Origin of the sequence: Stutzerimonas marianensis (assembly GCF_022810315.1) — a bacterium.
Lineage (GTDB): Bacteria > Pseudomonadota > Gammaproteobacteria > Pseudomonadales > Pseudomonadaceae > Stutzerimonas > Stutzerimonas marianensis.
The window spans coordinates 376,900-400,629 of the sequence record NZ_JALGRD010000001.1 but is presented as its reverse complement, the minus strand read 5'-3'; the positions used below and the strand labels follow the sequence as shown (position 1 = coordinate 400,629).

The 23,730-nt window shown below is 66.6% G+C and carries 15 protein-coding genes; 11 read left to right on the top strand and 4 right to left on the bottom strand.

Translation table 11 applies throughout. The annotated features are described in order from the left end of the window. Positions 1-28: 28 nt before the first annotated feature. Positions 29-1,720, bottom strand: coding sequence for a Na/Pi cotransporter family protein (locus tag MST27_RS01725; RefSeq protein WP_243604278.1), 1,692 nt, complete (start codon positions 1,718-1,720; stop codon positions 29-31). A gap of 557 nt (positions 1,721-2,277) precedes the next feature. Here MST27_RS01725 and recC point away from each other — a divergent pair. The 5 genes from recC to MST27_RS01700 all read left to right on the top strand — a co-directional run bounded on the left by recC (position 2,278) and on the right by MST27_RS01700 (position 12,689). Further along, on the top strand, positions 2,278-5,703 hold the full coding sequence (recC, locus tag MST27_RS01720) for an exodeoxyribonuclease V subunit gamma (RefSeq protein ID WP_243604277.1): 3,426 nt from the start codon (positions 2,278-2,280) through the stop codon (positions 5,701-5,703). Continuing rightward, complete coding sequence (gene recB / locus MST27_RS01715; protein WP_243604276.1) at positions 5,700-9,248, top strand: exodeoxyribonuclease V subunit beta; 3,549 nt, start codon at positions 5,700-5,702, stop codon at positions 9,246-9,248. The genes recC and recB overlap by 4 nt, the downstream gene beginning before the upstream one ends. Before the next feature lie 136 nt (positions 9,249-9,384). After that, positions 9,385-11,247: an exodeoxyribonuclease V subunit alpha gene (gene recD, locus MST27_RS01710; protein ID WP_243604275.1), complete on the top strand. Its 1,863-nt coding sequence runs from the start codon at positions 9,385-9,387 to the stop codon at positions 11,245-11,247. A 131-nt stretch (positions 11,248-11,378) separates the two neighbouring features. Then, positions 11,379-11,834, top strand: a complete 456-nt coding sequence (locus MST27_RS01705) for a hypothetical protein (RefSeq protein ID WP_243604274.1) — start codon at positions 11,379-11,381, stop codon at positions 11,832-11,834. A 117-nt stretch (positions 11,835-11,951) separates the two neighbouring features. Beyond that, a complete protein-coding gene (locus MST27_RS01700; protein WP_243604273.1) occupies positions 11,952-12,689 on the top strand; it encodes a substrate-binding periplasmic protein in 738 nt (245 codons plus the stop codon). Between the two features lie 126 nt (positions 12,690-12,815). Here MST27_RS01700 and MST27_RS01695 read toward each other — a convergent pair whose 3' ends face one another. Beyond that, on the bottom strand, positions 12,816-13,724 hold the full coding sequence (locus tag MST27_RS01695) for an AEC family transporter (protein ID WP_420864207.1): 909 nt from the start codon (positions 13,722-13,724) through the stop codon (positions 12,816-12,818). A 165-nt stretch (positions 13,725-13,889) separates the two neighbouring features. Here MST27_RS01695 and MST27_RS01690 point away from each other — a divergent pair, with 165 nt between their 5' ends. Further along, a complete protein-coding gene (locus MST27_RS01690; RefSeq protein ID WP_243604272.1) occupies positions 13,890-15,071 on the top strand; it encodes a GGDEF domain-containing protein in 1,182 nt (393 codons plus the stop codon). 36 nt (positions 15,072-15,107) lie between these two features. On the opposite strand, the gene MST27_RS01685 is transcribed toward MST27_RS01690, so the two are convergent. Then, on the bottom strand, positions 15,108-15,509 hold the full coding sequence (locus MST27_RS01685; RefSeq protein WP_243604271.1) for an acyl-CoA thioesterase: 402 nt from the start codon (positions 15,507-15,509) through the stop codon (positions 15,108-15,110). Between the two features lie 219 nt (positions 15,510-15,728). Here MST27_RS01685 and MST27_RS01680 point away from each other — a divergent pair, with 219 nt between their 5' ends. The 5 genes from MST27_RS01680 to phoU all read left to right on the top strand — a co-directional run bounded on the left by MST27_RS01680 (position 15,729) and on the right by phoU (position 22,723). After that, the gene (locus tag MST27_RS01680) at positions 15,729-16,697 is read left to right on the top strand and encodes a PstS family phosphate ABC transporter substrate-binding protein (protein WP_243604270.1); all 969 of its coding nucleotides are present in this window, start codon (positions 15,729-15,731) and stop codon (positions 16,695-16,697) included. Between the two features lie 210 nt (positions 16,698-16,907). Further along, positions 16,908-19,184 carry an ABC transporter permease subunit gene (locus MST27_RS01675; protein WP_243604269.1) on the top strand — a complete coding sequence of 759 codons (2,277 nt, stop codon included), beginning with the start codon at positions 16,908-16,910 and terminating at the stop codon, positions 19,182-19,184. Between the two features lie 73 nt (positions 19,185-19,257). Next, positions 19,258-20,928, top strand: a complete 1,671-nt coding sequence (pstA, locus tag MST27_RS01670) for a phosphate ABC transporter permease PstA (RefSeq protein ID WP_476756123.1) — start codon at positions 19,258-19,260, stop codon at positions 20,926-20,928. 99 nt (positions 20,929-21,027) lie between these two features. Beyond that, the gene (gene pstB, locus MST27_RS01665) at positions 21,028-21,858 is read left to right on the top strand and encodes a phosphate ABC transporter ATP-binding protein PstB (protein ID WP_243604267.1); all 831 of its coding nucleotides are present in this window, start codon (positions 21,028-21,030) and stop codon (positions 21,856-21,858) included. A 142-nt stretch (positions 21,859-22,000) separates the two neighbouring features. Further along, the gene (gene phoU, locus MST27_RS01660) at positions 22,001-22,723 is read left to right on the top strand and encodes a phosphate signaling complex protein PhoU (RefSeq protein WP_021206099.1); all 723 of its coding nucleotides are present in this window, start codon (positions 22,001-22,003) and stop codon (positions 22,721-22,723) included. Between the two features lie 18 nt (positions 22,724-22,741). Here phoU and MST27_RS01655 read toward each other — a convergent pair whose 3' ends face one another. Next, entirely contained in the window at positions 22,742-23,656 is a 915-nt protein-coding gene (locus MST27_RS01655) for a LysR family transcriptional regulator (RefSeq protein WP_243604266.1), read from the bottom strand. Between the last annotated feature and the right edge of the window lie 74 nt (positions 23,657-23,730).

Genomic DNA, 23,730 nt, shown 5'->3' with positions numbered 1-23,730 from the left:
CGGGGCTTTTTGTTTGGGGCCGTTCAGTTCAGGTTCTGGCGGGTTTGCCTGGCAGCGGCGCAGGGGCCACCTGCGGCTTTTGCGGCGGGTCGACCGGTTGGCGGCCTCGCTGGGCCTGTTGTCCTTCCAGGGCGGCATAGGCCGCGCTGCAGAACAGCGAATTCAGTCGCTTCATGTCGGCGATCAGCTCCAGGTGGGCGGCGCTGGTTTCGATGCTCTCGACCACCTGCTGATGCAGGCGGTGGACGTGTGCGTGCGCCAGTTCGCGCTCCTTCTTGCGGAACTGTCGCTTCTGCTGAAGGAGCTGGCGTGCGCTGGCCGAGTCGCCGGAGAGAAACACCGACAAGCCCAGACTCAGGTTGGCGCAGAGCAGGGCATGCAGCTGGCTGAGCTCGGCGACGCCGCGGTCGGAAAACGAGCGACGCTTGGATGTCTTGAGGTTCTGCACCTTGCCGAGCATGTGTTCGATGATGTCGCCGGCCTGTTCCAGATTGATTGCCAGCTCGATGATCTCGGCCCAGCGTAGGCTCTCCTGCTCGGCCAGGTCATCGCGCGGCATGCGGGCGAGGTAGAGCTTGACGCCGCTGTAGAGCGCATCGACATCGTCATCCAGGCGGCGGATGTCGTCGCCGGGTTCGGGGCGGTCTTCGCGTAGCGCCTCAAGCAACCGTGCCAGCATGATTTCCACCAGATCGCCGATGCGCAGGGTTTCCCGCGTGGCATTGGCCAGCGCGAGGGTCGGTGTATCCAGTGCTGCGGGGTCCAGGTGGCGGGGTTGTGCGACGCCGTTATCCTGCGCCCGCTCTGGAAGCAGGCGTTCGCACAGGTCAGCCATGGGCCTGACCGTGGGCAGCAAGAGCAGGCATCGCAGCGAGTTGTAGACCAGGTGAAAGGCGATCACCTGGGTCTGCGGGCTGTAGCCCAGGCCGCTCATCCATTCGACGAGCATCGGCAGGAACGGCAACACCAGCAATCCGGCGAGCTTGTACAGGAGGTTGCCGAGCGCTACCCGCCGGGCGGGAACCGGTTGCGGTGTGGCGTTGAGCCACGCCAGCACACCGCTACCGACATTGGCGCCGATCACGACGCCCAGCGCCACCGGCAGGCCGATCAGCCCGGCGCTCGCCAGTGTCGCGATCAGTAGCACGGCGGCCAGGCTGGAATAGGAAATCACCGCGAACAGCGCGCCCACGACCACCGCCAGCAGGGTATCGCCGGCCAGCGAGGAGAACAGCACCTGCATACCGCGCGCTTCGGTGATCGGCTCGGCAGCGGCGACGATCAGCTGCAATGCCAGGATGATCAGGCCCAGGCCGATCAGTACGCGACCGAGCTGACCGGCGCGCGTCTGCTTACGCGACAGGAACAGGCAAACGCCGACCAGGGTGAACAGGGGCGACAGCCAGGACAGGTCCAGCGTCAGCACCCGCGCCATCAATGCCGTGCCGACGTCGGCGCCGAGCATGACCGCCAGTGCCGTGGGCAGGGTCATCAGGCTCTGCGCGACGAAGGAGATCGCGAGCAGCGCGGTGGCGTTGCTGCTCTGCACCAGGGCGGTTACGCCAATGCCTGCAGTGAAGGCCATCGGTGCGTTGGCCATGCTGTGCCCGAGCAGCCGCCGCAGATGCGAGCCATACACCCGCATGATCCCGGTACGCACTATATGCGTACCCCAGACCAGTAACGCGATGGAGGACAGCAGGTGCAACAGCGTCAGCATCAGGCGCGACCCCCTGGAGATTCGACGATCCACGACCACAGCCGCTGCGCCTGGGCAGGCCAATCGCTGTGGGGTATGGAAAGTTGACCCTCGTCCGGAGTCGGCCGTTCATGTCTTTGTCATGAATGGCAGCGCGGTCTCGGTTCGCCGAGCAGTAGCCGATGCCCAGCAAGACGTCGTCGATCCGGCGAATCTTTTCCACAGCGTTGGTCGCCGGGTTGCGCCCATGTACTCGACGGTGCCGGTGTTCTTGGGTAGCGCGATCATCTGCTTGAACGGGTGCGTTGCGGGGCTTGCTACTGGACATGCAGCAGCGGTGTGGCGCACAGGGTGGCGGAAAGGACGAGCAGCGTCTTGCGGTTCATGAACGACTCCCGAGCCCATGCTAGGCCGCCGCGGCGCGATTGATATTGGTCGAGAGAAGCAAAAGGGCAGGGCGAAAGGAGGAGAAATACCGCGACACGACCTGTCGCATCCAGAATGCAGACTCAAGCGCACGGCTCGCTCCCCTGCGGAGCGGCCTGTAACCTAGCGACTTCTGTTCACGCGGTGCGCCCATGCTCAGCCTCTATCACGCCCCTGATCTCGAAACCCTCGGCGAACTGGCCACCACGCTGCTCGCCCAGCCGCTGGCCGACCCCTTCGCGCCGGCGCGAGTGGTGGTGCCGAGCCAGGGCATGGGCCGCTGGCTGACCCTGGAGCTGGCGCGCCGGCAGGGCATCGCCATGCAGCTGGAGTTGCAGCTGCCGGCGGCGTTCGTCTGGGACCTGAGCCGCACGGTACTGGGCAGCCTGCCCGAGCAGTCGGCGTTCTCCCCGACCACGCTGACCTGGCGCCTCTACGGCTGGCTGTGCGAGCCGGCCAATCTCGAGCTGGCGCCGCGTCTGGCGCAGTACCTCGATGGCGGCGATGAGCGCCGGCGGCTGTCATTGGCGGCCAAGATCGCCGACGTCTTCGACCAGTACCTGCTCTATCGCGACGACTGGCTGGCGGCCTGGGAGCGTGGCGAAACCCTCGACCTCGGTCCCGACGAAGCCTGGCAGGCGCTGCTCTGGCGCGAACTGACCAAGGACGGCCACCCGCACCGCGCGCGCCTGCTCGGCGACCTGCTGCAGCGCCTGTACCGCGACGAGCCGTTGCCGGACCTCCCCGAGCGCCTGCTGGTGTTTGGCATCAGCAGCCTGCCGCCGCACCACCTGCGCGTCCTCGACGGCCTGGCGCGGCATATCGACGTGGTAGTCTGCGCGCTCAACCCGAGCCGCGAGGCCTGGGGCGAGATTCGCGATATCCGCGAGCTGGCACGGCAGCTTCCTTCTTCCGGGCGGCTGGGGAGCGTCGCGAGCGAAGAGCAGGCGAGGCAGAACCCGGCGAGGGAGCGGAGTGTACAGGCCGTACATGAGCATCCGACCGGGCTGGCGCTCCAGTTGGGTTCTAACGAAGCCTCCTCGAGCGCAGTAGCTCCCCAGCCGTCCGGCGCCGATGACTGGTATCTGGACGTGGGCCATCCGCTGCTGGCGAGTCTCGGCAAGCAGGGCCGCGACTTTTTCGACTCGCTGTTCAGCCTGACCGCCAGCGAAGGCAGTCAGGAATTCGGCCTGTATTCCGAAGACGAGGACCTGCACGACGACAGCCTGCTGCATGCCTTGCAGAACGACATCCTACGCCTGCGCACCCGCCTGCCCGATGAGCGGATCACTCTGGCCGAGAACGACCGTTCGCTGGAGGTGCATATCGCTCACTCGCCGCTGCGCGAGGTGGAAATCCTTCACGACCAGCTGCTGGCGCGCTTCGCCGCCGACCCGGCGCTGACGCCGGATCAGGTGGTGGTGCTGACCCCCGACATCGAACGTTATGCGCCCTTCATCGAGGCGGTGTTCGCCTTGCGCGAGGGCAGCCCGCGGATTCCCTACAGCCTCGCTGACCGTAGCCTGCGCGCCGAGGTGCCGTTGATCGAGGCCTTCCTCGAACTGCTGTTGCTGGCGCAGAGCCGTTTCGCCGCCGAGGAAATCCTCGCCTGGCTTGAACAGCCGGCCATCGCCCGCCGCGCCGGCATCGAAAGCGAAGACCTGCCGCTGCTGCGTGACTGGCTGCGCGAGGCCGGCGTGCGCTGGGGCCGCGATGGCGAGCAGCGCGCCCGGCTGGGCCTGCCGGCCGAACCGGCCTTTACTTGGCGCCAGGGGCTGGACCGCCTGCTGCTGGGCTTCGCTGCACCGCCGCAGCTGGCCGGCGACCGCGCGCCCTTGCTTGGCGAGCACTGGCCGCTGGATGCGCTGGAAGGCGCGCGCGGGCAGTTGCTCGGACGGTTGGTGGACTTCGTCGAGCGGCTCGGCAGCCTGGCCGATCAATTGGCTCGGCCGCGCCCGCTGGCCGAGTGGGCGGATGACCTGCAAGTGCTGATCGATGCGCTGTTCGACGAGCGCGAGGCCGGCGAGACGCTGCTGCTGCTCTCCCAGGCCTGCGCCGCCCTGCGCGATCAGGCCCAGACCGCCGACCTCACCCGGCCCATCGAGCTGGAACTGGTGCACCAGCAGCTCAGCGCCGCGTTGCAGCAGGGCGGCGGCGCCTCGGGCTTTCTCACCGGTGCGGTGACCTTCTGCACCATGGTGCCGATGCGCAGCCTGCCGTTCCGCGTGGTCTGTCTGCTCGGCCTGGACGATGGCGCCTTCCCGCGGCGCACGCCGCCGTCGGGCTTCGATTTGATCGGCCGGCATCCGCGCCGTGGCGACCGGGCGCGGCGCCTCGACGACCGCTACCTGCTGCTGGAGACGCTGCTCTCGGCGCGCCAGGCGCTGTACCTTTCCTATGTCGGCCGCGACCCGCGCGACAACGCGGTGCTGCCGCCCTCGGTGTTGCTCAGCGAGGTACTGGAGGCGGTGGACATGACCGCCGTGCTGGCCGACGGGGCGCGGCCGGTCAGCCAAAAGATCCTCATCGCGCATCCGCTGCAGCCGTTCTCACCGCGTAATTTCGGCGAAGCACCCTGTGCCGGCTATTCGCTGCCCTGGTTCCGCGCCGCCCAGCGCCTGGCCGAGCCAGCACAGGCGCAGGCGCAACCCTTCGCCAGCCTGCTCGCCGAACCTGATGAGGCCTGGCTGACCATCGAGCCGTCGCAGCTGCTGCAGTGCTTCCGCCACCCGGCGCGCTTCCTGCTCGAACAGCGCCTCGGTCTGCGCCTGGCCGATGATCAGGAATCGCTTGCCAGCGACGAACCGTTCGACCTGGAAATGCCGGCCTGGAACGGCCTGCGCCGCCTGTCGCTGCAAGCGATGGAGCAGGGCTGGAGCGACGAGGAGGAGCGGCGCATGGCCTGCGCGGCGGGCTGGCTGCCCACCGGCGAGCTGGGCCAGGCGCTGTGGGGCAAACTGCGCGGACCGGTGCGTGCCTTTGCGCCGCGGCTGTTCGAACTGCGCCCGGACGCCGTGCCCGAGCCGCTGCCGGTGGATATCACCCTGGCCGGCGTGCGCGTGCATGGCTGGCTCGATGGCGTGACGCCGGGCGGGCTGTTCGGCTGGAAGCTCGGCCGCCTCGGCGAATGGGACCTGCCGCCGTTCTGGCTGCGCCACCTGCTGCTCAACCTGTGCGCCACGCCCGGCATCGAGCGCCACAGCCTGATGCTTTCGCCGGCCGGTGACTGGCAGCTGGGGCCGCTGGTCAATGCCGCCGCGCTGCTGGAGCCCTGGCTAGTGGCCTACCGCAGCGCGATCCGCGAGCCGCTGCCGCTGTTGCCGCGCAGCAGCCAGGCGTTCGCCCGCGGCTACCGCAAGCCGAGCCGCGGCAGCGAGCCGCTGGACTGCGCCCGCAAGCGCGCCCGCGAAGCCTGGCTCGGCGCCGAGTTCAGCCCCATTGCCGCCGAAGCCGAAGACCCCTGGAACGCCTTGGCCTTCCGCGACCGCGATCCGCTGGACGAGCGTTTCGAAACCCTGGCCGAACAGCTGATCGGCCCAGCCCTGGATGCCCTGGCCGATGAGGAGCAGGAAGAATGAAGCTCGACCTCCTCGACTCGCCCTTCGACGGCCGCTCGCTGATCGAAGCCAGCGCCGGTACCGGCAAGACCTGGACGCTCACCGCGCTCTATGCGCGTCTGCTGCTGGAGCGCCAGCTTTCGGTGGGGCAGATTCTGGTGGTTACCTACACCACCGCCGCCACCGCCGAGCTGCGCGAGCGCATCCGCGCGCGGCTGGCCGATCTGCTGGCGGTTTATGAGGGCACGCCGAGCAGCGATGACTTTCTCAATCGCCTGCACGCCCGCTACCCGGACGACGCCTCGCGGCGGCGCCTGTTGCTGGCGGTGCACGGCTTCGACGAGGCGGCGATCTTCACCATCCACGGCTTCTGCCAGCGCGCCCTGCAGGATGCCGCCTTCGAGGCCGGCGGCGATTTCGACAGCGAGCTGACTGCCGACGACCGCGAGATCATCGACGCGCTGCTCGCCGACGCCTGGCGTAGCGAGCTGGCCGATGCCGACCCGGCCTGGGCACGCTTCCTGGCCAAGAGCCGGATCACTCCGCAGTGGTTGCGCCAGCGTCTGCGCAGTCATCTGGGCAAGCCCTATCTGCGGGTCGAGCCGCAGGGCGTGCCGGTCGCGGCCGATCTGCGCCCGGTCGAGGCGGCCTGGCAGCGGGCTGCCGAGTTGTGGAAGCAGGCGGGCAGCGCCTGGGTCGCCGAATTGCTGGCGCATGGCGGGCTCAGCCAGAGCACGCACAAGAACGTCAAGTTTGCGCCATGGCAGGCGGAACTGGACGCCTATTTCGCTGATCCGGCGGTGATGTTCGACCTGCCCGAGGGCGCGGCGAAGTTCGGCGTGCGGGCGCTGAGCAAGGCCTGCAAGAAGGGCTTCGACGCGCCGGTGTGCGAGCTGGCCCAGGCCCTGGACGAGCTGGCCGATCAGGTGGCCGACGCATTGCCGGCCGGCAAGCAGCGGCTGATCGCCCTGCAGGTGGCGCTGCTCGAGCGGCTCAACCGCGAGTTGCCTGAACGCAAGGCGGCGCAGCGGCTGCTGGCCTTCGACGACCTGCTGAATCGTCTGGATCAGGCACTGCAAGGCCCGGTCGGCGAGGACCTGGCGGCCTCGCTGCGTGCGACCTATCCGCTGGCGCTGATCGACGAGTTCCAGGACACCGACCCGATCCAGTACGCCATCTTCGACCGCATCTATGCCAAGGGCCGTGATGCCTCGCTGTGCTTCGTCGGCGACCCCAAGCAGGCGATCTACGCCTTCCGCGGCGCGGACCTGGCCACTTACATGAAGGCCAAGCAACAGGCCGATCGCGAGCCCTTCAACCTGCCGACCAACTACCGCTCGACGCCCGAGCTGATCGCCGCGCTCAACCAGCTGTTCGACCATCCGCAGCCGTTCGCCCAACCCGACCTGCGTTATCCAGCGGTGGGTGCCGCCGACAAGCCGCGTGCGAGCCTGCGTCTGGCAGAGGAGGGCGAGGCGGCGCCGCTGTCGCTGGTCTGGCTCGGCGACGATCCGCTGGGCAAGGGTGACGCCGCGCAGCTGGCGGCCAGTGACACCGCGCGACGGATCGCCGTGCAGCTGGCCGCCGCCGCCGAGGGACGCGCAGGTTTCGCGCAGGGCGACCGGTTCACCCCACTCAAGGGCGGCGATATCGCCGTGCTGGTGGCCAATCACCGCCAGGCCGGGATGATCGCCGACGAGCTGGCCGCGCGTGGCGTGCCCAGCGTGCGCCGCGGGCGCGACAGCGTCTGGCGCAGCGAGGAGGCCGCCGAACTGGCCGCGGTGCTTGCCGCCTATGCCGAGCCAGGACGCGAGGGTCTGCTGCGGCATGCCCTGGCCACGCGCCTGCTGGGCCGCAGCGCCGCCGATCTCGCCCGCTGCCAGGATGACCAGCATGAATGGGACGCCGAGCGCGAAGCCGCCGAGCGCTACCACCAGCTCTGGCAGCAGCAGGGCTTCATGCGGGTGTTCCGCGCCTGGCTCGACGAGCAGGCGGTGGCCGAACGGCTGTTGACTCGGGTCGACGGCGAGCGCCGGCTGACCAACCTCTTGCACCTCGGTGAATTGCTGCAGGCCGAGAGCCTGCTGCGGCCCGGGCTCGAGCCGCTGCTCGCCTGGTTCAACGCCCAGCGCGGCAGCGAAGGCGCCGGTGAGGAAGCGCTGCTGCGCCTGGAAAGCGATGCAGAACGGGTGCAGATCGTCACCATCCACACCAGCAAGGGGCTGGAATACCCGCTGGTGTTCTGCCCGTTTCTCTGGGACGGCAAGCTGCTCGGCAAGAACCAGGACAGTGCCCGTTGTCACGATGCCGATGGCCAGCCGCTGCTGGACCTGGGCAGCGGCGAACTGGAGGACAACCTCGAACGCGCCCGTCAGGAGGTGTTCGCCGAACAGCTGCGGCTGGCCTACGTCGCCCTGACCCGCGCGCGTGACCGGCTCTGGCTGCACTGGGGGCCAGTGAGCCTGCCCAAGGCGAAGAAGGATGGCAGTCTGCCCGACGAAGGCTTGCACAGCAGCGCCCTGGCCTGGCTGCTGCACGGCCGCGAACTGCCGGGCGAGCAGCCACTGACGGAGCTGGGCAATCACCTGGCTGGCCTCAACGGCGGTAGCCTGCGTCTGGCCATCGAGCGGCTGGTCGCCGCGAGCGACAGGCGCATGGCCTGCCTGCCGCTCGAGTCGCGTGAGGCCAGCACCCAGGGCAGCAGCCGCGCAGCGCCGCCCGAGCAGCTGGCCCAGCTCAACCGCAGCCTCTACAGCGCCTGGCGCATCGGCAGCTTCTCCGGGCTGGCCGCCGGCATGCACATGGAAGCGCCGGACCGCGACGCCCTGGCGATGCCCGATGCCGGCGAGCCGGGCAGCGGCTTCTTCGCCTTCCCACGCGGCGCTCGGGCCGGTACCTGTCTGCATGCCATCCTCGAGGACTGGGCGCGGGGCAAGGGCGAACTAGAGGCGCTGGTCGAGCCGGCGCTGCAGGCCTATGGCTTGCCGCTGGAGTGGAAGGAGATCGCCACGGCGCATCTGCAAAAGGTGCTCGACACCGATATGGATGGCGCCGGCCTGACCCTCGCCGCGCTGCAATCGGCCAGACGCCTGCCGGAACTCGGTTTTACCTTCCCGGTGCGCGAGCTGGACGTGGTGCGGCTGCGCGGCCTGTTGGTCGATCCGGTCAACGGCCTCGCCGAACCCTTGCGCGAGGCCGCAGCGCGGCTTGAATTCGACAGCCTCAAGGGCTTTCTCAAAGGCTTCATCGACCTGACCTTCGAGCACGGCGGCCGCTGGTACATCGCCGACTACAAGTCCAACTGGCTCGGCCCGGACGCCAGCTACTACGGAGGCGAGCGGCTGCTGCAGGCGCTGGCGGGCGAGCACTACTACCTGCAGTACCTGATCTATCTGGTGGCGCTGCGCCGCTTCCTGCGCCAGCGTCTGGCAGATTTTCGCGACGAGCAGCTGGGCGGCGCCTTCTACCTGTTCCTGCGCGGCATGCCCGAGGCCGGCGTCTACTTCGCGCGGCCGGACGATGCGCTGCTCGATGCGCTGGATCGACTGTTCGAGGAGGGCAAATGATGCGCCTCATATCCGCAGAAGCCCTATCTCGCGAAGGGCGATTGCCCGCTGTTGTAGGAGCCAGCTTGCTGGCGATCCACAGCGCCGGACTAAGTACTGCCAGCAAGCGGGTTTCTGCTGAATCGAGGTCGCCACGATGACGAATCCATTCGAGCTTCCGTTGGGCCCACTGGAGCGCGCCTTCATCGCAAGCCTGCAGCGCCTTGAGCCCGATACCCCTGAAACGGTGCTGCTCGCCGCCGCACTCTGCTGTGAAGCCCTGGCGTCCGGAGACGTCTGCCTGCCGCTCCAACGCTTCGCCGGCAAGCGCCCCTGGCCTGAGGTCGACCTCAGCCTGCCGGCGCTCGCAACCTGGCGCGCGCAACTTGAAGTCTCGCCTCTGATCGGCACATCTGATGAGTACGCGCCGCTGACCCTGGTCGGCGACCGGCTCTACCTGGCCCGCTACCAGGCCTACGAACAGCAGCTGGCCGAACAGCTGCTGGCGCGCACCGGCGATGCGCCCGAGGTGGACGAAGCACGGCTCGCCGACAGCCTCTCGCGGTTGTTCGCCTTCAACCAGCAGCGCCCTGACTGGCAGCGCCTGGCCGCAGCTCAGGCAGTTCGGCGTCGGCTGGCCGTCATCTCCGGCGGTCCCGGCACCGGCAAGACCACCACCGTGGTGCGGCTGCTCGCGGCCCTGCTCGAACAGCCCGGCGGAGAGCGCCTGGCCATAGGCCTCGCGGCGCCCACCGGCAAGGCGGCGGCGCGTATGGCCGAGGCGATCCGCAACGCCAAGGCCGATCTGCCTGTCAGCGATGCGGTGAAGGAGGCCCTGCCGGACGAGGCGCGCACCCTGCATCGCCTGCTCGGCAGTCGCGGCGACAGCCCCCGTGTGCGCCACGATGCGGCCAATCCGCTGGCACTGGACGTGCTGGTGGTGGACGAGGCGTCGATGGTCGACCTGGCGCTGATGGCCAAACTGGTCGTCGCGCTGCCACCGAAGGCGCGCTTGATCCTGCTCGGCGACAAGGATCAGCTGGCCGCCGTGGAGGCCGGCGCGGTGTTCGCCGAACTCTGCGAAGGCCGCGGCTTCGATGCCCGGGCGGCAAGCGAGCTGGAGCGCATCACCGGCCAGCCCGTGCCGGTCGAGACGCCGCGCTCGCGCCTCGGCGATGCGGTGGTGCTGCTCACCCACAGCCACCGCTTCGCCGGCGACAGCGGCATCGGCGAGCTGGCGCGGCGTATCAACGCCGGCGATGCCAAAGGCACCGTTGCGCTGCTGCAGGATGGTCGACCGGATCTCGCCTGGAACGCGACGCCCAGCCCGGCCGCCTTGATCGAGCGGCTGGAGCAGGGCTATGCGCCCTATCTGCAGGCCGCACGGCAGGGCGATCCAGGCGCGGCGTTCGAGGCCTTTAACGGTTTCCGGGCGCTGACTGCGCAACGCGAGGGCCCGTTCGGCGTGACCGGTATCAACGAGGCGCTGGAAACACGCTTCAGGCGTCGCCTCGGCGTGCCGGCCCGCGAACGCTGGTATCCCGGCCGTGCGGTGATGGTCCGGCAGAACGACTACGCGCTGGGGCTGTTCAACGGCGATATCGGCCTGTGCCTGAAAACTGAGCAGGGCCTGCGGGTGTTCTTCGAGGGTGACGACGGTTACCGCGGCTTCGTGCCGGCACGGCTGCCGAGCCACGACAGCGCCTTCGCCATGACCGTGCACAAGAGCCAGGGCTCGGAATTCACCGAGGTGCTGCTGGCATTGCCGGATCAGCCGAGCCCGCTGCTGACCCGTGCGCTGTTCTACACCGGCATTACCCGCGCCAAGCGCCGGGTCGATATCTGGGCGCTGCCGGCACGTCTGGCTGAAGCCGTCAGCACCCGCGCCGAGCGCGCCGCCGGACTGGCCGAGCGGCTGACCGCGGCACCACGACGGGTCGAAACCGCACCATCCACTGGCGATTCGTCGTTACCACCACCGCTGGCAGAGCCGCGCGGCGATCAACTCAGTTTGTTTTAATGTGATCAAGTGCCACGAACGGCGCCTGTTCGGCGCCAATGGCCACGCGTTTCGTGATGCAGGTTTGCGTATGGGGGAAGGTTTTCTGGTCCGATGGCCGCTTGCGTCCCATTCGATCGCCAGGATACGCAATGAAAACCTTCATCTATCTGCTCTGGGGGCTGCTCAGTGTTTCGCTCGCCGCGGCCGCCCTGGGTTTGTTTGTGCTCGAGCCGTCCCTGGTTAGGGGGTTCGTGCTGCTGTTGCTCGCATACTACGTGTTTTGCTTCTTCCAGCTGATTCGTACCGCGTTCCTGCCCTGGGGCCTACTGGGGCCACGGCGGCGTTGCGGCTACTGGATCTGTCTGCTGCTGCTTCCGCTTGCGCTCTGGCCCATGACGCTGGCCTACGATATCTGGAAGGCCGGTGGCTATCGGGTCGACACGAACGGTGAGGGCGTTCGTACCAGCGTACTGATGTTCCGCCAGGTGCTCGTCTGGCTGCAGGAGCTGGTCGGCTATGTCGGTCCCATGCTGGTGCTGGTCGCCATGGGTCTGGGCATGGCGCTGCTGCTGTTGCGCCTGTCGCGCAGCCAGGTGGTGCGCTGACCTGCCGCGGCGGCCGCCATGCTGACCTGTCACGATGAATCGCGTAGATTTCGCCCCGGCCGTTCTACGCACGTCGGGGCTTGAGCGATGAAAGGGCGCGCGCGCAGCGGATGGTTCTTGCTGAGTCTGGCAATCAGCCTTGGGGCTCACGCCGGCAACGTGCGGCTGGTGACCGGGGACGACTATGCGCCCCTCACCGGTCGATCGCTCGAGGGCGACGGCATGTTGTCGGCAGTGGTTCAGGCGGCTTTCTCCCGCAGCGGGCTGGAGACCTCTCTGGCCTGGCAACCCTGGAAGCGCGGTTATCTGATGACCCTGCGGGGCGAATACGACGCCACCTTCCCTTACATTCGGGCGGCCCAGCGCGAGCGTGATTTCCTCTATTCGGCGCCACTGTATGTGTCCGAGCAGCATTTGTTCAGTCGCGCGGCAGACTCGGTCGAGTATGACGATCTGGATGGCGTGACAGGTAGACGCCTTTGTCATCCGCTGGGATGGCAGTTGCCCGAGCCCATCCAGCGGCTGGTCGATCAGGGTGTGCTGGTGCGGCATTCGCCGACCGGGCTGAACGCTTGCGCGCAACTGCTGCTGCTCGGTCGTGACGACGTTTTCCTCGCCGACCTGCAGCTGGGCACTTTCGCGCTGCGATCGACCGAGGCGCCCCGTTTGCGTTTTCATGTCTCGAATTCGATCGTCGGCCGCCAGACGATGCATCTCATCGTGCCCCGCAACCGTGCCGGAGCCGAAGAGCTGATCGAGCGGTTCGACCGGGGCCTGCAGGCCATACGCGCCAGTGGCGAATACCAGCGCCTGCTGGATCGCCCACCGGCGCGCCTGCACGACGGGGCTCGTTGAGGCAAGAGCGGTTGGATTCGCCGTGCCAGTGCCGCGTACCTGCGCGATACGAGAAGCGGCGGGTTCCAGGGGGAACGCCGGTCAGAGCGACGCGATGCAACGGCACGCCGCCGTCGGGGAACGGCGTCAGCCGTTGAGCAGGGTGAGCAACAGCGGCAGGCTGGCTGCGGCCAGGAGCGTCTGCAGGGTGATGATGCCGGCCATCAGATGGCTGTCGCCGCCAAGCTGGCGGGTCAGCACGTAGGCGGTCGGCGCGGTGGGCAGGGCGAAGAACAGCACGAGGATGGTCGTCTCCATCGCCGGCAAGCCGAGCACGACCGCGACGCCGTAGGCCAGCAAGGGCACGGCCAGTAGCCGCACCGCGCAGTTCCAGCCCAGCGCCGGGATCTCCCCGCCCAGTTCCTGTGGTTTGAGCGCCGCGCCAACACAGAGCAGGCCCAGCGGCAGGCTCGCGGCGGCGAGCAGGGAGAGCAGGCGATCGATCCCACCACCCAGGCCCAGGCCGGCGAGGTTGAACAGCGCGCCGGCCAGGCAGGCGAGGATCAGCGGGTTCTTCATGATGGGCAGCAGCAGGCCGCGCAGGCTGACGCCGCGCTCGGCCGTCAGGGCCCAGACCGACATCACGTTCACGGTTGGCACCATCAGGGCGAGCATCAGCGCAGCCAGCGCCAGGCCTTCCTTTCCGAACAGGCTGCCGACGGCCGCCAGGCCCAGGTAGGTGTTGAAGCGCAGCACCCCTTGGGTGATGGCGCCGAAGCGCGCAGCGGACCAGCCACGCACCCGCTTGGTGATCAGCAGTGCGATCCAGGCCACGCCCAGGCCGAGCATGACTGCACCGGCCAGCTGCGGCAGGGCGGGGTTGTCCAACGGCGCTGTGGCCAGGCTGCTGAACAGCAGGGCGGGGAAAAGGATGAAGTAGTTGATGCGCTCGGCGCCGGGCCAGAATGCTTCGCTGGGAAAGGCGCGCAGCCTGAGGGCATAACCGGCAACGATCAGGGCGAACAGAGGCCAGAGGGCGAGGAGGAGGGTGGTCACGCGTATACATCCAACAGTGCAGGTTCCCCGATAGTGGAGCGCCGCGCTTGTTACCGCAACCCGCTCGGCGCGGTGCGTATGCCGAGGGACGCGCGTTCATCGGGAAAGCAAGCGATATGATGTCCAAGTGATATCATCGTCACGCCTGTACTCGAGCGACGCTGCATGCTGACCCTGGAACACCAGTCCGCCGAAGATTTTCGGGACACCCCCTATGGCCGGCAGCTGTTGAGTGGCTTCCGCTGCCTGCTGTTTGCACCTGGCCTGGAGCGGGAGTTCCGCCGTTACCTTGACCGCCAGGCGCGCCTGGCACAGTGCCTGGGTGCCTGCCTGTTGCTTGCGGTGGTCGGCGGCTACCTCTATGTGGAGCGCACCCTCTTCGCCTACTCGGACCCGCGATGGCTGTTGGAACTGACGGTGTTGCGCCTGCTGCAGATGGTCCCCGGCGTCGCGGTGCTGGTCATCACCGTGCTGCACAGCCGTGTGCGGGTGATTGCCAATCAGCTATTCCCGTTGCTGCTCGTCATGGTCGGCGCCATCGCCGCGCGGATCGACATCCAGTATGAGGTGGTGCAGCCAGAGATGGCCTTTCGCTACGGTGCCGGGCTGCTGATCGTCTGTTCCTTCTTCTTTCTGGGCATCACCTTCTGGCGCGCCCTGGCCAGCGCGGCGGCCATCATTCTGCTCGACCTGATCATCGCCTCGATGATCCTGTCCTCGGCCGACATGCGTGTGCACTGGATATCGGTCAGCTACTACGTGCTCTTGCTCGTCATCGGGGCGGTCAGCCGCTACGTGCATGAATACTCGCAGCGCGAGCAATTTCTCGTGCGCAAGCTGTTGGGGTGGGTTGCCGAGCACGATGCCATGAGCGGTCTGGCCAACCGGCGCAGCTTCGACACGGCACTGAAGCAGACGCTGCTGCAGGCGCGGCGCGACCGCCAGCCTGTGGCGCTGCTGTTGCTCGACCTGGACAACTTCAAGGCCTACAACGACAACCTGGGGCATCCCGCCGGCGATGCGCTGATCCGGCAGTTCAGCGAGGTGCTGGCGAGTTTCTCCCGGCGGCCGATGGACCTGGCGGCGCGGGTCGGCGGCGAGGAGTTCGCGCTGCTGTTGCTCAACTGCGATGCCCAGGCAGCTCAGGTGATCGCCGGGCAGGTGCTGGCGGCGCTTGCCGAGCGCGCCATCGCGCACCCGGCCTCGGCCCAGGGGCCGCACGTCACTGCCAGCATCGGCGTGGCGGCCTGGCGGCACGGCCAGAGCGCCGAGCAGCTCTATCAGGCGGCCGATGCCGCGCTCTATCACGCCAAGCAGGCCGGCAAGAACTGTTACGCCGCGGCCTGAACCGCGGCTGAGTCAGATGCGAAGGGCGCGCCAGGGTCAGCGGCGCGGAGCAACCGGGCGCGTGCGGCCGCTGCCGTCGATGGCCACGAAGACGAACACGGCCTCGGTGACCTTGCGCCATTCGCTCGACAATGGATCATCGCTCCACACCTCCACCAGCATGCGAATCGAGCTGCGCCCGACTTCCAGCGTCTGGGTATAGAACGACAGCTGCGCGCCAACCGGCACTGGCACCATGAAGGCCATGCGGTCGATGGACACCGTTGCCACGCGGCCGGCCGCGACGCGACTGGCCATCGCGGTGCCGGCCAGATCCATCTGCGACACCAGCCAGCCGCCGTAGATGTCACCGAAACCGTTGGTTTCACGCGGCAGTGCGGTCAGCTGGAGAGCCAGGTCGCCCTGAGGGATCGGATCTTCCTGTTCGTATTCGTTCATCGGTCGGACTCGCGGCGCGTTTGTTGTTCTGGCGCGAAACGCCCGCGGTAGTGCGGGCCGGGGCGAGTATAGCGGCTGCGTGCGTCCCCAGCGACCAGCTTGGGACAAGTCTGCAGTCGTAACCAGATTGTCATATTCCATTCATAGAGTGGTCACACGGCCTGCAGACAATGGCCCCCGTTCCAACACACTCGAGCACACCCCTGCTAGGAGCAAGGTATGAAACTGAATCGTTTGATGGCGGCCCTGACGTTTGTAGCTGCTGGTGTAGGCGCTGCAAGTGCGGTCGCTGCGGTTGACCCGTCGCTGCCGGCCTATGAGAAGACCTCCGGTGTTTCCGGCAACCTCTCCAGCGTCGGTTCCGACTCGCTGGCCAACCTGATGACGCTGTGGGCCGAAGACTTCAAGCGCTTCTACCCGAACGTCAACATCCAGATCCAGGCTGCCGGTTCCTCCACCGCACCGCCGGCTCTGACCGAAGGCACCTCCAACATCGGCCCCATGAGCCGTCCGATGAAGGACAACGAAATCCAGGCCTTCGAAGAAAAGTACGGCTACAAGCCGACCGAAGTACCGGTCGCCATCGACGCCCTGGCTGTCTTCGTACACAAGGACAACCCGATCAAGAGCCTGGACATCGAGCAGGTTGACGCCATCTTCTCCAGCACCCGTCTGTGTGGTGGTGAACAAGACATCAAGACCTGGGGAGACGTTGGTCTGACGGGCGAATGGGCCAGCAAGCCGATTCAGCTGTTCGGCCGTAACTCGGTATCCGGCACCTACGGTTACTTCAAGGAAGAAGCCCTGTGCAAGGGTGACTTCAAGTCCAACGTGAACGAGCAGCCGGGCTCCGCGTCGGTCGTGCAGTCGATCTCCAGCACCCTGAACGCCATCGGTTACTCGGGCATCGGCTACAAGACCTCCAGCGTCCGTGCCGTTCCGCTGTCCAAGGGCGGTGAAGCCTTCGAAGCCAACGAAGAGAACGCCCTGGCTGGCAAGTTCCCGCTGGCACGCTTCTTCTACGTCTACGTCAACAAGGCGCCGAACAAGCCGCTGAGCCCGCTGGACGCCGAGTTCCTGAAGCTCGTTCTGTCCAAGCAGGGTCAGGAAGTCGTAGTCAAGGATGGCTACATCCCGCTGCCGAAGAAAGTTGTCGACAAGACGCTGAGCGACCTGGGCCTCAACTAAGGCCTGCTGCACGGCTCGCGGCCTCGGCCGCAGGCTGAGCAAACGCCCGCCACGCCAAGCGCGTTGGCGGGCGTTGTCGTGTCATTGGTCTGTAATTTTTCTGTCACACGACTGCATTAAATTAGGCGCCCGACCGGCCCCAAGCCCGGAAACTGGCTTGCGCCAACGCGGCGCGGCGGACAAAACGGCCCGAGGGGCCAGGACCTTCGCATGAACGATATCGAGACCATGAGCGCGAATTCCGATCTGCAACGGCTGGACTTCAACACCCCGGCCCTGCAACGCAAGCGCCGCATACGTGCGCTGAAAGACAACCTGGCGCGCTGGTACGTCTCCATTGGCGGCCTCGCCGTGCTTGGCGCCATCTGCCTGATCTTCTTCTACCTCGCGCAGGTCGTGACGCCCATGTTCCAGGGCGCCGAGATGGAAGCGCGTGATGCCCAGCAGCCGGCCTGGCTGGCCGAGGCTGGCGAACCGCTGCTGCTGGCGATGGAAGAGCAGAATCAGGTGGCCCTGCGCCTGGGCGATGATGGTGTGGTTCGTTTCTTCAGCGTGCCTCGGGGTGAGCTGATTCGTACCGTCGACCTGCCGCTGCCGACCGGTACTCGGGTCGTCTCGGTCGGGCAGGATACGCCTGGCAACCGCCGCATGGTGCTGGGCCTGGACAACGGCCAGGTGCTGGTGGCCGAGCACAACTACAAGCTGACCTATCCCGAGGGCAAGAAGACGATCACCCCCCAGGTGGACTTCCCCTTTGGTGAAGCACCGCTGAACCTGGACCCCGAGGGGCGTCCGATCGAACACGCGGCGATCAGCCTGAACGGCAAGACGCTGATGGTGGCGGGGGCGACCGATGGCGTTCTGCATGCCCTGCGCATCGCCGCGACCGAGAACATGCTGACTGGCGAAACCACGCTGGAAGAAGAACGGCTGCAGCTGCCGCAGCTGTCCGAGCCGATCAAGGCGCTGCGAATCGACCCGCGTCAGACTTGGCTGTTCGCCGTCAGCGGCCGGGCCAGCGTCGATGTGTTCGACCTGCGGCGCAAACAGCTCAACGGTCGTTACAAGCTGCTCGAAGGCAAGGGTGAGATCACGACGGTCGCCCCGCTGCTCGGTGGCATCTCGTTGATGGTCGGCAACTCCACCGGCGGCATCGGGCAGTGGTTCATGGTGCGCGGCGCCGAAGGGCAGTCCGAGCTCAAGCGCGTCCGCAGCTTCCAGCTGGGTGAACAGCCTATCGTCCAGATCATCCCCGAAGAGCGCCGCAAGGGCTTTCTTGCCCTCGACAGCGCCGGCGAGCTCGGCATCTTTCACAGCACTGCACACCGCACCCTGCTGACCGAACAGGTCGCGAAGGGCGCCGCCATGGCCGCGCTGTCGCCGCGGGCGACGCGTCTGCTGGTCGAATCCGATGGCCAACTGCAGCGCTTCGTGATCGACAATCCGCACCCGGAGATTTCCTGGAGCGCCCTGTGGGGCAAGGTCTGGTACGAAAGCTATCCCGAGCCTGATTACATCTGGCAGTCGACGTCCGCCACCGGTGACTTCGAGCCCAAGCTGAGCCTCTCCCCGCTGGCGTTCGGCACCCTCAAGGCCGCCTTCTACGCGATGTTGCTGGCTGCGCCCCTGGCGATCTGCGCCGCCTTCTACACCGCCTATTTCATGGCGCCGTCGCTGCGCCGCAAGGTCAAGCCGGTCATCGAACTGATGGAAGCGCTGCCGACGGTCATCCTCGGTTTCTTCGCCGGTCTGTTTCTCGCGCCGTTCCTGGAAAATCATCTGCCGGGCATTTTCAGCCTGCTGATGCTGACGCCCATCGGCATCCTGCTCGCCGCCTGGGCCTGGAGCCGCCTGCCCGAGCGCGTACGCCTGAGCGTGCCGGATGGCTGGGAAGCGGTGCTGCTCATTCCGGTGATCCTGGCCGTGGGCTGGGGTTCGATCGCCGCCAGCGGCTACCTGGAGAACTGGCTGTTCAACGGTGACATGCGCCACTGGCTGTCCCACGAGATGGGCATTCCGTTCGATCAGCGCAACGCGTTGGTCATCGGCCTGGCCATGGGTTTCGCGGTGATCCCGACCATCTATTCGATCGCCGAGGATGCCGTGTTCAGCGTACCGAAGAGCCTGACCCTGGGATCGCTGGCGCTGGGCGCGACGCCTTGGCAGACGCTCACCCGCGTGGTCCTGCTGACGGCGAGCCCGGGCATCTTCTCCGCCTTGATGATCGGCATGGGTCGCGCCGTCGGCGAGACCATGATCGTGCTGATGGCGACCGGCAACACACCGATCATGGAGATGAACATCTTCGAGGGCATGCGCACCCTGGCGGCGAACGTCGCGGTGGAAATGCCCGAGTCGGAGGTCGGGAGTACGCACTATCGCGTGCTGTTCCTCGCCGCGATGGTGCTGCTGATGTTCACCTTCGTGATGAACACCCTGGCCGAGCTGATCCGTCAGCGCCTGCGTCGCAAGTACGCCAGCCTGTAACAACCAACCGTGCCTGCGGGCGCAACAGCAGCCAGCCATGGCTGCGACGAGATTTCGACAAAGGTATCGATCCGTGAAAAAGGATTCGCTGAAAACCTGGATCAAGAGCGGCACCCCCTGGGTCTGGATGAATGCCGGCGCCGTGTCCATCGCCGTGATCATGACACTGGGCCTGCTGGCGGTAATCGCCGTGCGTGGTCTGGAACATTTCTGGCCCGCGGACGTGATCGTCGCCGACTACCAGATACCCGGCGGCGAGCCGAAGATCATGGCCGGCGAGGTGGTGCAGGCCGAGCAGGTGCCGCGTGCGCGCCTGGCCGCCAGCGGTTTGCCGGTCAACGTCGAAGGCGGCGAGTTCATGACCCGCGAGCTGCTCAAGGTTGGTAACCGTGAGGTCTACGGCGCGGATTTCTCCTGGGTCGTGGGCGAGTGGCTGAGCGACCAGCGCAAGCCTACCGATCTCGTCGTCCTGGAGCGCCGCGAGTGGGGCAACTTCTATGGTGAGCTGCTGGCGGTCAAGGAAGAGGGCACCCTGGTCGCCGAAGGCGAGGCAGCCTGGGGTGAACTGCAGCAGCGCATCGAGCGCATCGACGAGCTGCATCAGCAGATCGCTCGCCTGGAGGCGGTCGACATCGGGCGAATCAACTACGGGCTGGAGCGCCTGCGCCTGAAGACCCGCAAGCTCGAACTCGATGGGCAGCTCGACGCCGCGGCCCAGGCCGAGCTGGACGCCGAGCGCGCCCAGTGGGATGCCGAATACAAGGCGCTGGAGAACGAGCTGGTCGCGCTGCACAGGGCGTTCAACCGCGACAGCATCACCATGCGAACCATGGATGGCCAGGAAAAGGAACTCAGCCTGGGCAAGGTGGTGCGCGCCTACCGGCCCAACGCCATGTCGCTGCCGGACAAGCTGGGTTTCTACTTCGCCAAGATATGGGAGTTCGTCAGCGACGAGCCGCGCGAGGCGAACACCGAGGGCGGTATCTTCCCGGCCATCTTCGGCACCGTGCTGATGACCATCATCATGGCGGTCATCGTCACCCCGTTCGGCGTGATCGCGGCGGTCTACCTGCGCGAATACGCCAAGCAGGGCGTGCTGACCCGGATCATCCGCATTGCCGTCAACAACCTTGCCGGCGTGCCCTCGATCGTCTACGGCGTGTTCGGTCTGGGCTTCTTCGTCTATGTGCTGGGCGGCTCGCTCGACCGCATCTTCTACCCGGAAGCGGCACCGGCGCCGGTGTTCGGCACGCCCGGCCTGATGTGGGCCTCGCTGACCCTGGCGATCCTGACGCTGCCGGTGGTGATCGTCGCCACCGAGGAAGGCCTGGCGCGGATTCCGCGGATCCTCCGTGAAGGTTCGCTGGCACTGGGTGCGACCAAGTCCGAGACGCTCTGGAAGGTGGTACTGCCGATGGCCAGCCCGGCGATGATGACCGGCCTGATCCTCGCCGTGGCGCGCGCCGCTGGCGAAGTGGCGCCGCTGATGCTGGTGGGCGTGGTCAAGCTGGCCCCGAGCCTGCCGCTCAACGGCAACTACCCCTACCTGCACCTGGACCAGAAGATCATGCACCTGGGCTTCCACATCTACGATGTCGGCTTCCAGAGCCCCAACGTGGAGGCGGCTCGGCCCCTGGTCTATGCGACTGCGCTGCTGCTGGTACTGGTCATCGCCATCCTCAACCTGACTGCGGTCGTGATTCGTAACCATCTGCGCGAAAAATACAAAGCGCTCGACCATTAACCGCCGATAAAAGCGCTGGAGGCCAGACGCTGGACGAACACACGGCACCGACCGCGTCCAGCCTCGAGCCTCTGGCCTCCAGCGACTACGGAGACATTCATGTCACAAGCAAAGACGCATTCCATCGACATTTCGGCGCTGGGTCGTGACAAGCGCGCCCTGAACCTGGCCAGCGAGCAGGTGGCCCTCGAAGTGCCGGATCTGAGCCTTTACTACGGCGAAAAGCAGGCGCTTTACAACATCAGCATGAACATCCCGCGCCAGCGCGTGACCGCCTTCATCGGCCCGTCCGGTTGCGGCAAATCGACCCTGCTGCGTTGCTTCAACCGCATGAACGACCTGGTCGACGGCTGCCGCATCGAGGGCGAGATTCGTCTGGACGGCACCAACATTTACCGCAAGGGCGAGGATGTCGCCGATCTGCGGCGTCGTGTCGGCATGGTGTTCCAGAAGCCCAACCCGTTCCCCAAGAGCATTTACGAGAACGTGATCTACGGCCTGCGCATCCAGGGCATCAAGCAGAAGCGCGTGCTGGACGAGACGGTCGAATGGGCGCTCAAGGGCGCCGCGCTCTGGGATGAAGTGAAGGACCGCCTGCACGAATCGGCGCTCGGCCTCTCTGGCGGCCAGCAGCAGCGCCTGGTCATCGCCCGTACCATCGCCGTGCAGCCCGAAGTGCTGCTGCTCGACGAGCCGAGCTCGGCGCTCGATCCGATCTCCTCGCTGAAGGTCGAGGAGCTCATCTACGAGCTGAAGGCCAAGTACACCATCGTCATCGTCACCCACAACATGCAACAGGCCGCGCGCGTCTCCGACTACACGGCATTCATGTACATGGGCAAGCTGATCGAGTACGGCGACACCGATACGCTGTTCACCAACCCGGAAAAGAAGCAGACAGAGGATTACATCACTGGCCGCTACGGTTGAGGCCATGTGAAACCGCCCTGGCGTCGTCGGGCGCGCTTGCCGTACTCGTAGGTACTGTCTGCGCCCGAGCCAAGACCCGCCCACGATTTGCCAAAGGCCGGCCCGTCCGGCGAAAGAACAACAGTTTCGCAAGGGTTCGCACATGATCAGCAAAGACAGTCACACCCAACATATTTCCCAGCAGTTCAACGCCGAGCTCGAAGAGGTGCGCAGCCATCTCCTGGCCATGGGCGGACTGGTGGAGAAGCAGGTCAACGATGCCGTCACCGCACTGATCGAGGCCGATTCAGGGCTGGCGCAGCAGGTGCGTGACGTCGACGACCAGATCAACCACATGGAGCGCGACATCGACGAGGAATGCATTCGCATCCTCGCCCGTCGTCAGCCGGCGGCCTCCGACCTGCGCCTGATCATCAGCATCTCCAAGTCGGTGATCGATCTCGAACGCATCGGTGACGAAGCGACCAAGATCGCTCGTCGCGCCATCGAACTCTGCGAGGACGGCGAGTCGCCTCGCGGCTACGTCGAGGTCCGCCATATCGGCGACCAGGTGCGCCGGATGGTGCAGGAAGCGCTCGATGCCTTCGCCCGCTTCGATGCCGACCTCGCGCTGTCGGTGGCGCAGTACGACAAGACGGTCGATCGCGAGTACAAGACCGCCCTGCGCGAGCTGGTCACCTACATGATGGAAGACCCGCGCTCGATCTCCCGCGTGCTCAGCGTCATCTGGGTACTGCGCTCGCTGGAGCGGATCGGCGACCACGCACGCAACATCGCCGAGATGGTGATTTACCTGGTCCGCGGCACCGACGTCCGTCACCTCGGCCTGACCCGCATGGCCGAAGAGGTCGCCAAGCGCGATTGATCGGCCGAGCGGGGCAGCTCAGCCCTGAGCCAAGGCCTCGCTCAGATAGTCGATGAGTACCCGCTGTTTCGGTGGCAGATGCAAGTTCTGCCGCCACAGCAGCCAGGCAGCGCCCTGGTACGAGCCGGTGTAGCGCCAGGGCGCCAGGACTTCGACCAGACGCCCCTCGGCCAGCGCCCGCTCGGCCGTGAAATGCGGTAGTACCGTGATGCCGAGGTCGGCCAGTGCCGCCTCCAGCCGCGCCTCGCTGTGGTTGCTGATGTAGCGGCCCCTTACCGTCACCGCCTCCTGTTGCGCCCCGTTGCTGAAATGCCAGCGGTCGTCGCCGGGCCGCTCGCCCAGGAACAGGCAGCTGTGTCTGAGCAGTGCCTGGGGATGCTGCGGCGTGCCGTGCTCGCGCAGGTAGGTCGGGCTGGCGCAGAGCAACTGGCGCACGGCGGCCAGGGGCTTGCCGGCGAGTCCTCCGGGCGGCTGGTCGGTTACCTTGATCAAGAGGTCGAAGCCATCTTCGACCAGGCTCGGGCTCTGGTCGCTGATCTGCAGCTGCACATCCACTTCCGGATAACGGTGCAGGAAACCGGGCATCAACGGGCTGATGACGAACTTGCCGTAGGCCTTGGGGACGCTCATGCGCACCAGGCCGCGCGGACGCCGCATCAGGCGGTCGCCGACTGCCAGCGCCTCGTCGGCCGCGTCCAGCATTGACCGGCAATGGGCGTAGAACTCGTGGCCGGCCTCGTTGAGCCGTAACTGGCGCGTGGTGCGCTCCAGCAACCGCAGGGACAGCGCCTGTTCCAGGCGTGCCACCTGACGGCTCACGGCCGACGCGGTGGTGCCCAGCTGCCGCGCCGCGGCGGAAAAACTCCCGGCTTCGACCACGCGGGCAAAGACGGCCATGCCCGGTAAAAGCGCAGTCCTGTCATTTGTGCTCATGGTGAACAAGTCCTGTTCCGTTTCGATGGATTATCAAGCGGTCGGTAGCAATGAACAATTCATGCTTCCGGTCG

Coding starts and splice junctions, on each gene's coding strand:
- MST27_RS01725 (WP_243604278.1), bottom strand. CDS start 1,720: ATGCTGACGCTGTTGCACCTGCTGTCCTCCATCGCGTTACTGGTCTGG.
- recC (WP_243604277.1), top strand. CDS start 2,278: ATGCTCAGCCTCTATCACGCCCCTGATCTCGAAACCCTCGGCGAACTG.
- recB (WP_243604276.1), top strand. CDS start 5,700: ATGAAGCTCGACCTCCTCGACTCGCCCTTCGACGGCCGCTCGCTGATC.
- recD (WP_243604275.1), top strand. CDS start 9,385: ATGACGAATCCATTCGAGCTTCCGTTGGGCCCACTGGAGCGCGCCTTC.
- MST27_RS01705 (WP_243604274.1), top strand. CDS start 11,379: ATGAAAACCTTCATCTATCTGCTCTGGGGGCTGCTCAGTGTTTCGCTC.
- MST27_RS01690 (WP_243604272.1), top strand. CDS start 13,890: ATGCTGACCCTGGAACACCAGTCCGCCGAAGATTTTCGGGACACCCCC.
- MST27_RS01685 (WP_243604271.1), bottom strand. CDS start 15,509: ATGAACGAATACGAACAGGAAGATCCGATCCCTCAGGGCGACCTGGCT.
- MST27_RS01680 (WP_243604270.1), top strand. CDS start 15,729: ATGAAACTGAATCGTTTGATGGCGGCCCTGACGTTTGTAGCTGCTGGT.
- MST27_RS01675 (WP_243604269.1), top strand. CDS start 16,908: ATGAACGATATCGAGACCATGAGCGCGAATTCCGATCTGCAACGGCTG.
- pstB (WP_243604267.1), top strand. CDS start 21,028: ATGTCACAAGCAAAGACGCATTCCATCGACATTTCGGCGCTGGGTCGT.
- phoU (WP_021206099.1), top strand. CDS start 22,001: ATGATCAGCAAAGACAGTCACACCCAACATATTTCCCAGCAGTTCAAC.
- MST27_RS01655 (WP_243604266.1), bottom strand. CDS start 23,656: ATGAGCACAAATGACAGGACTGCGCTTTTACCGGGCATGGCCGTCTTT.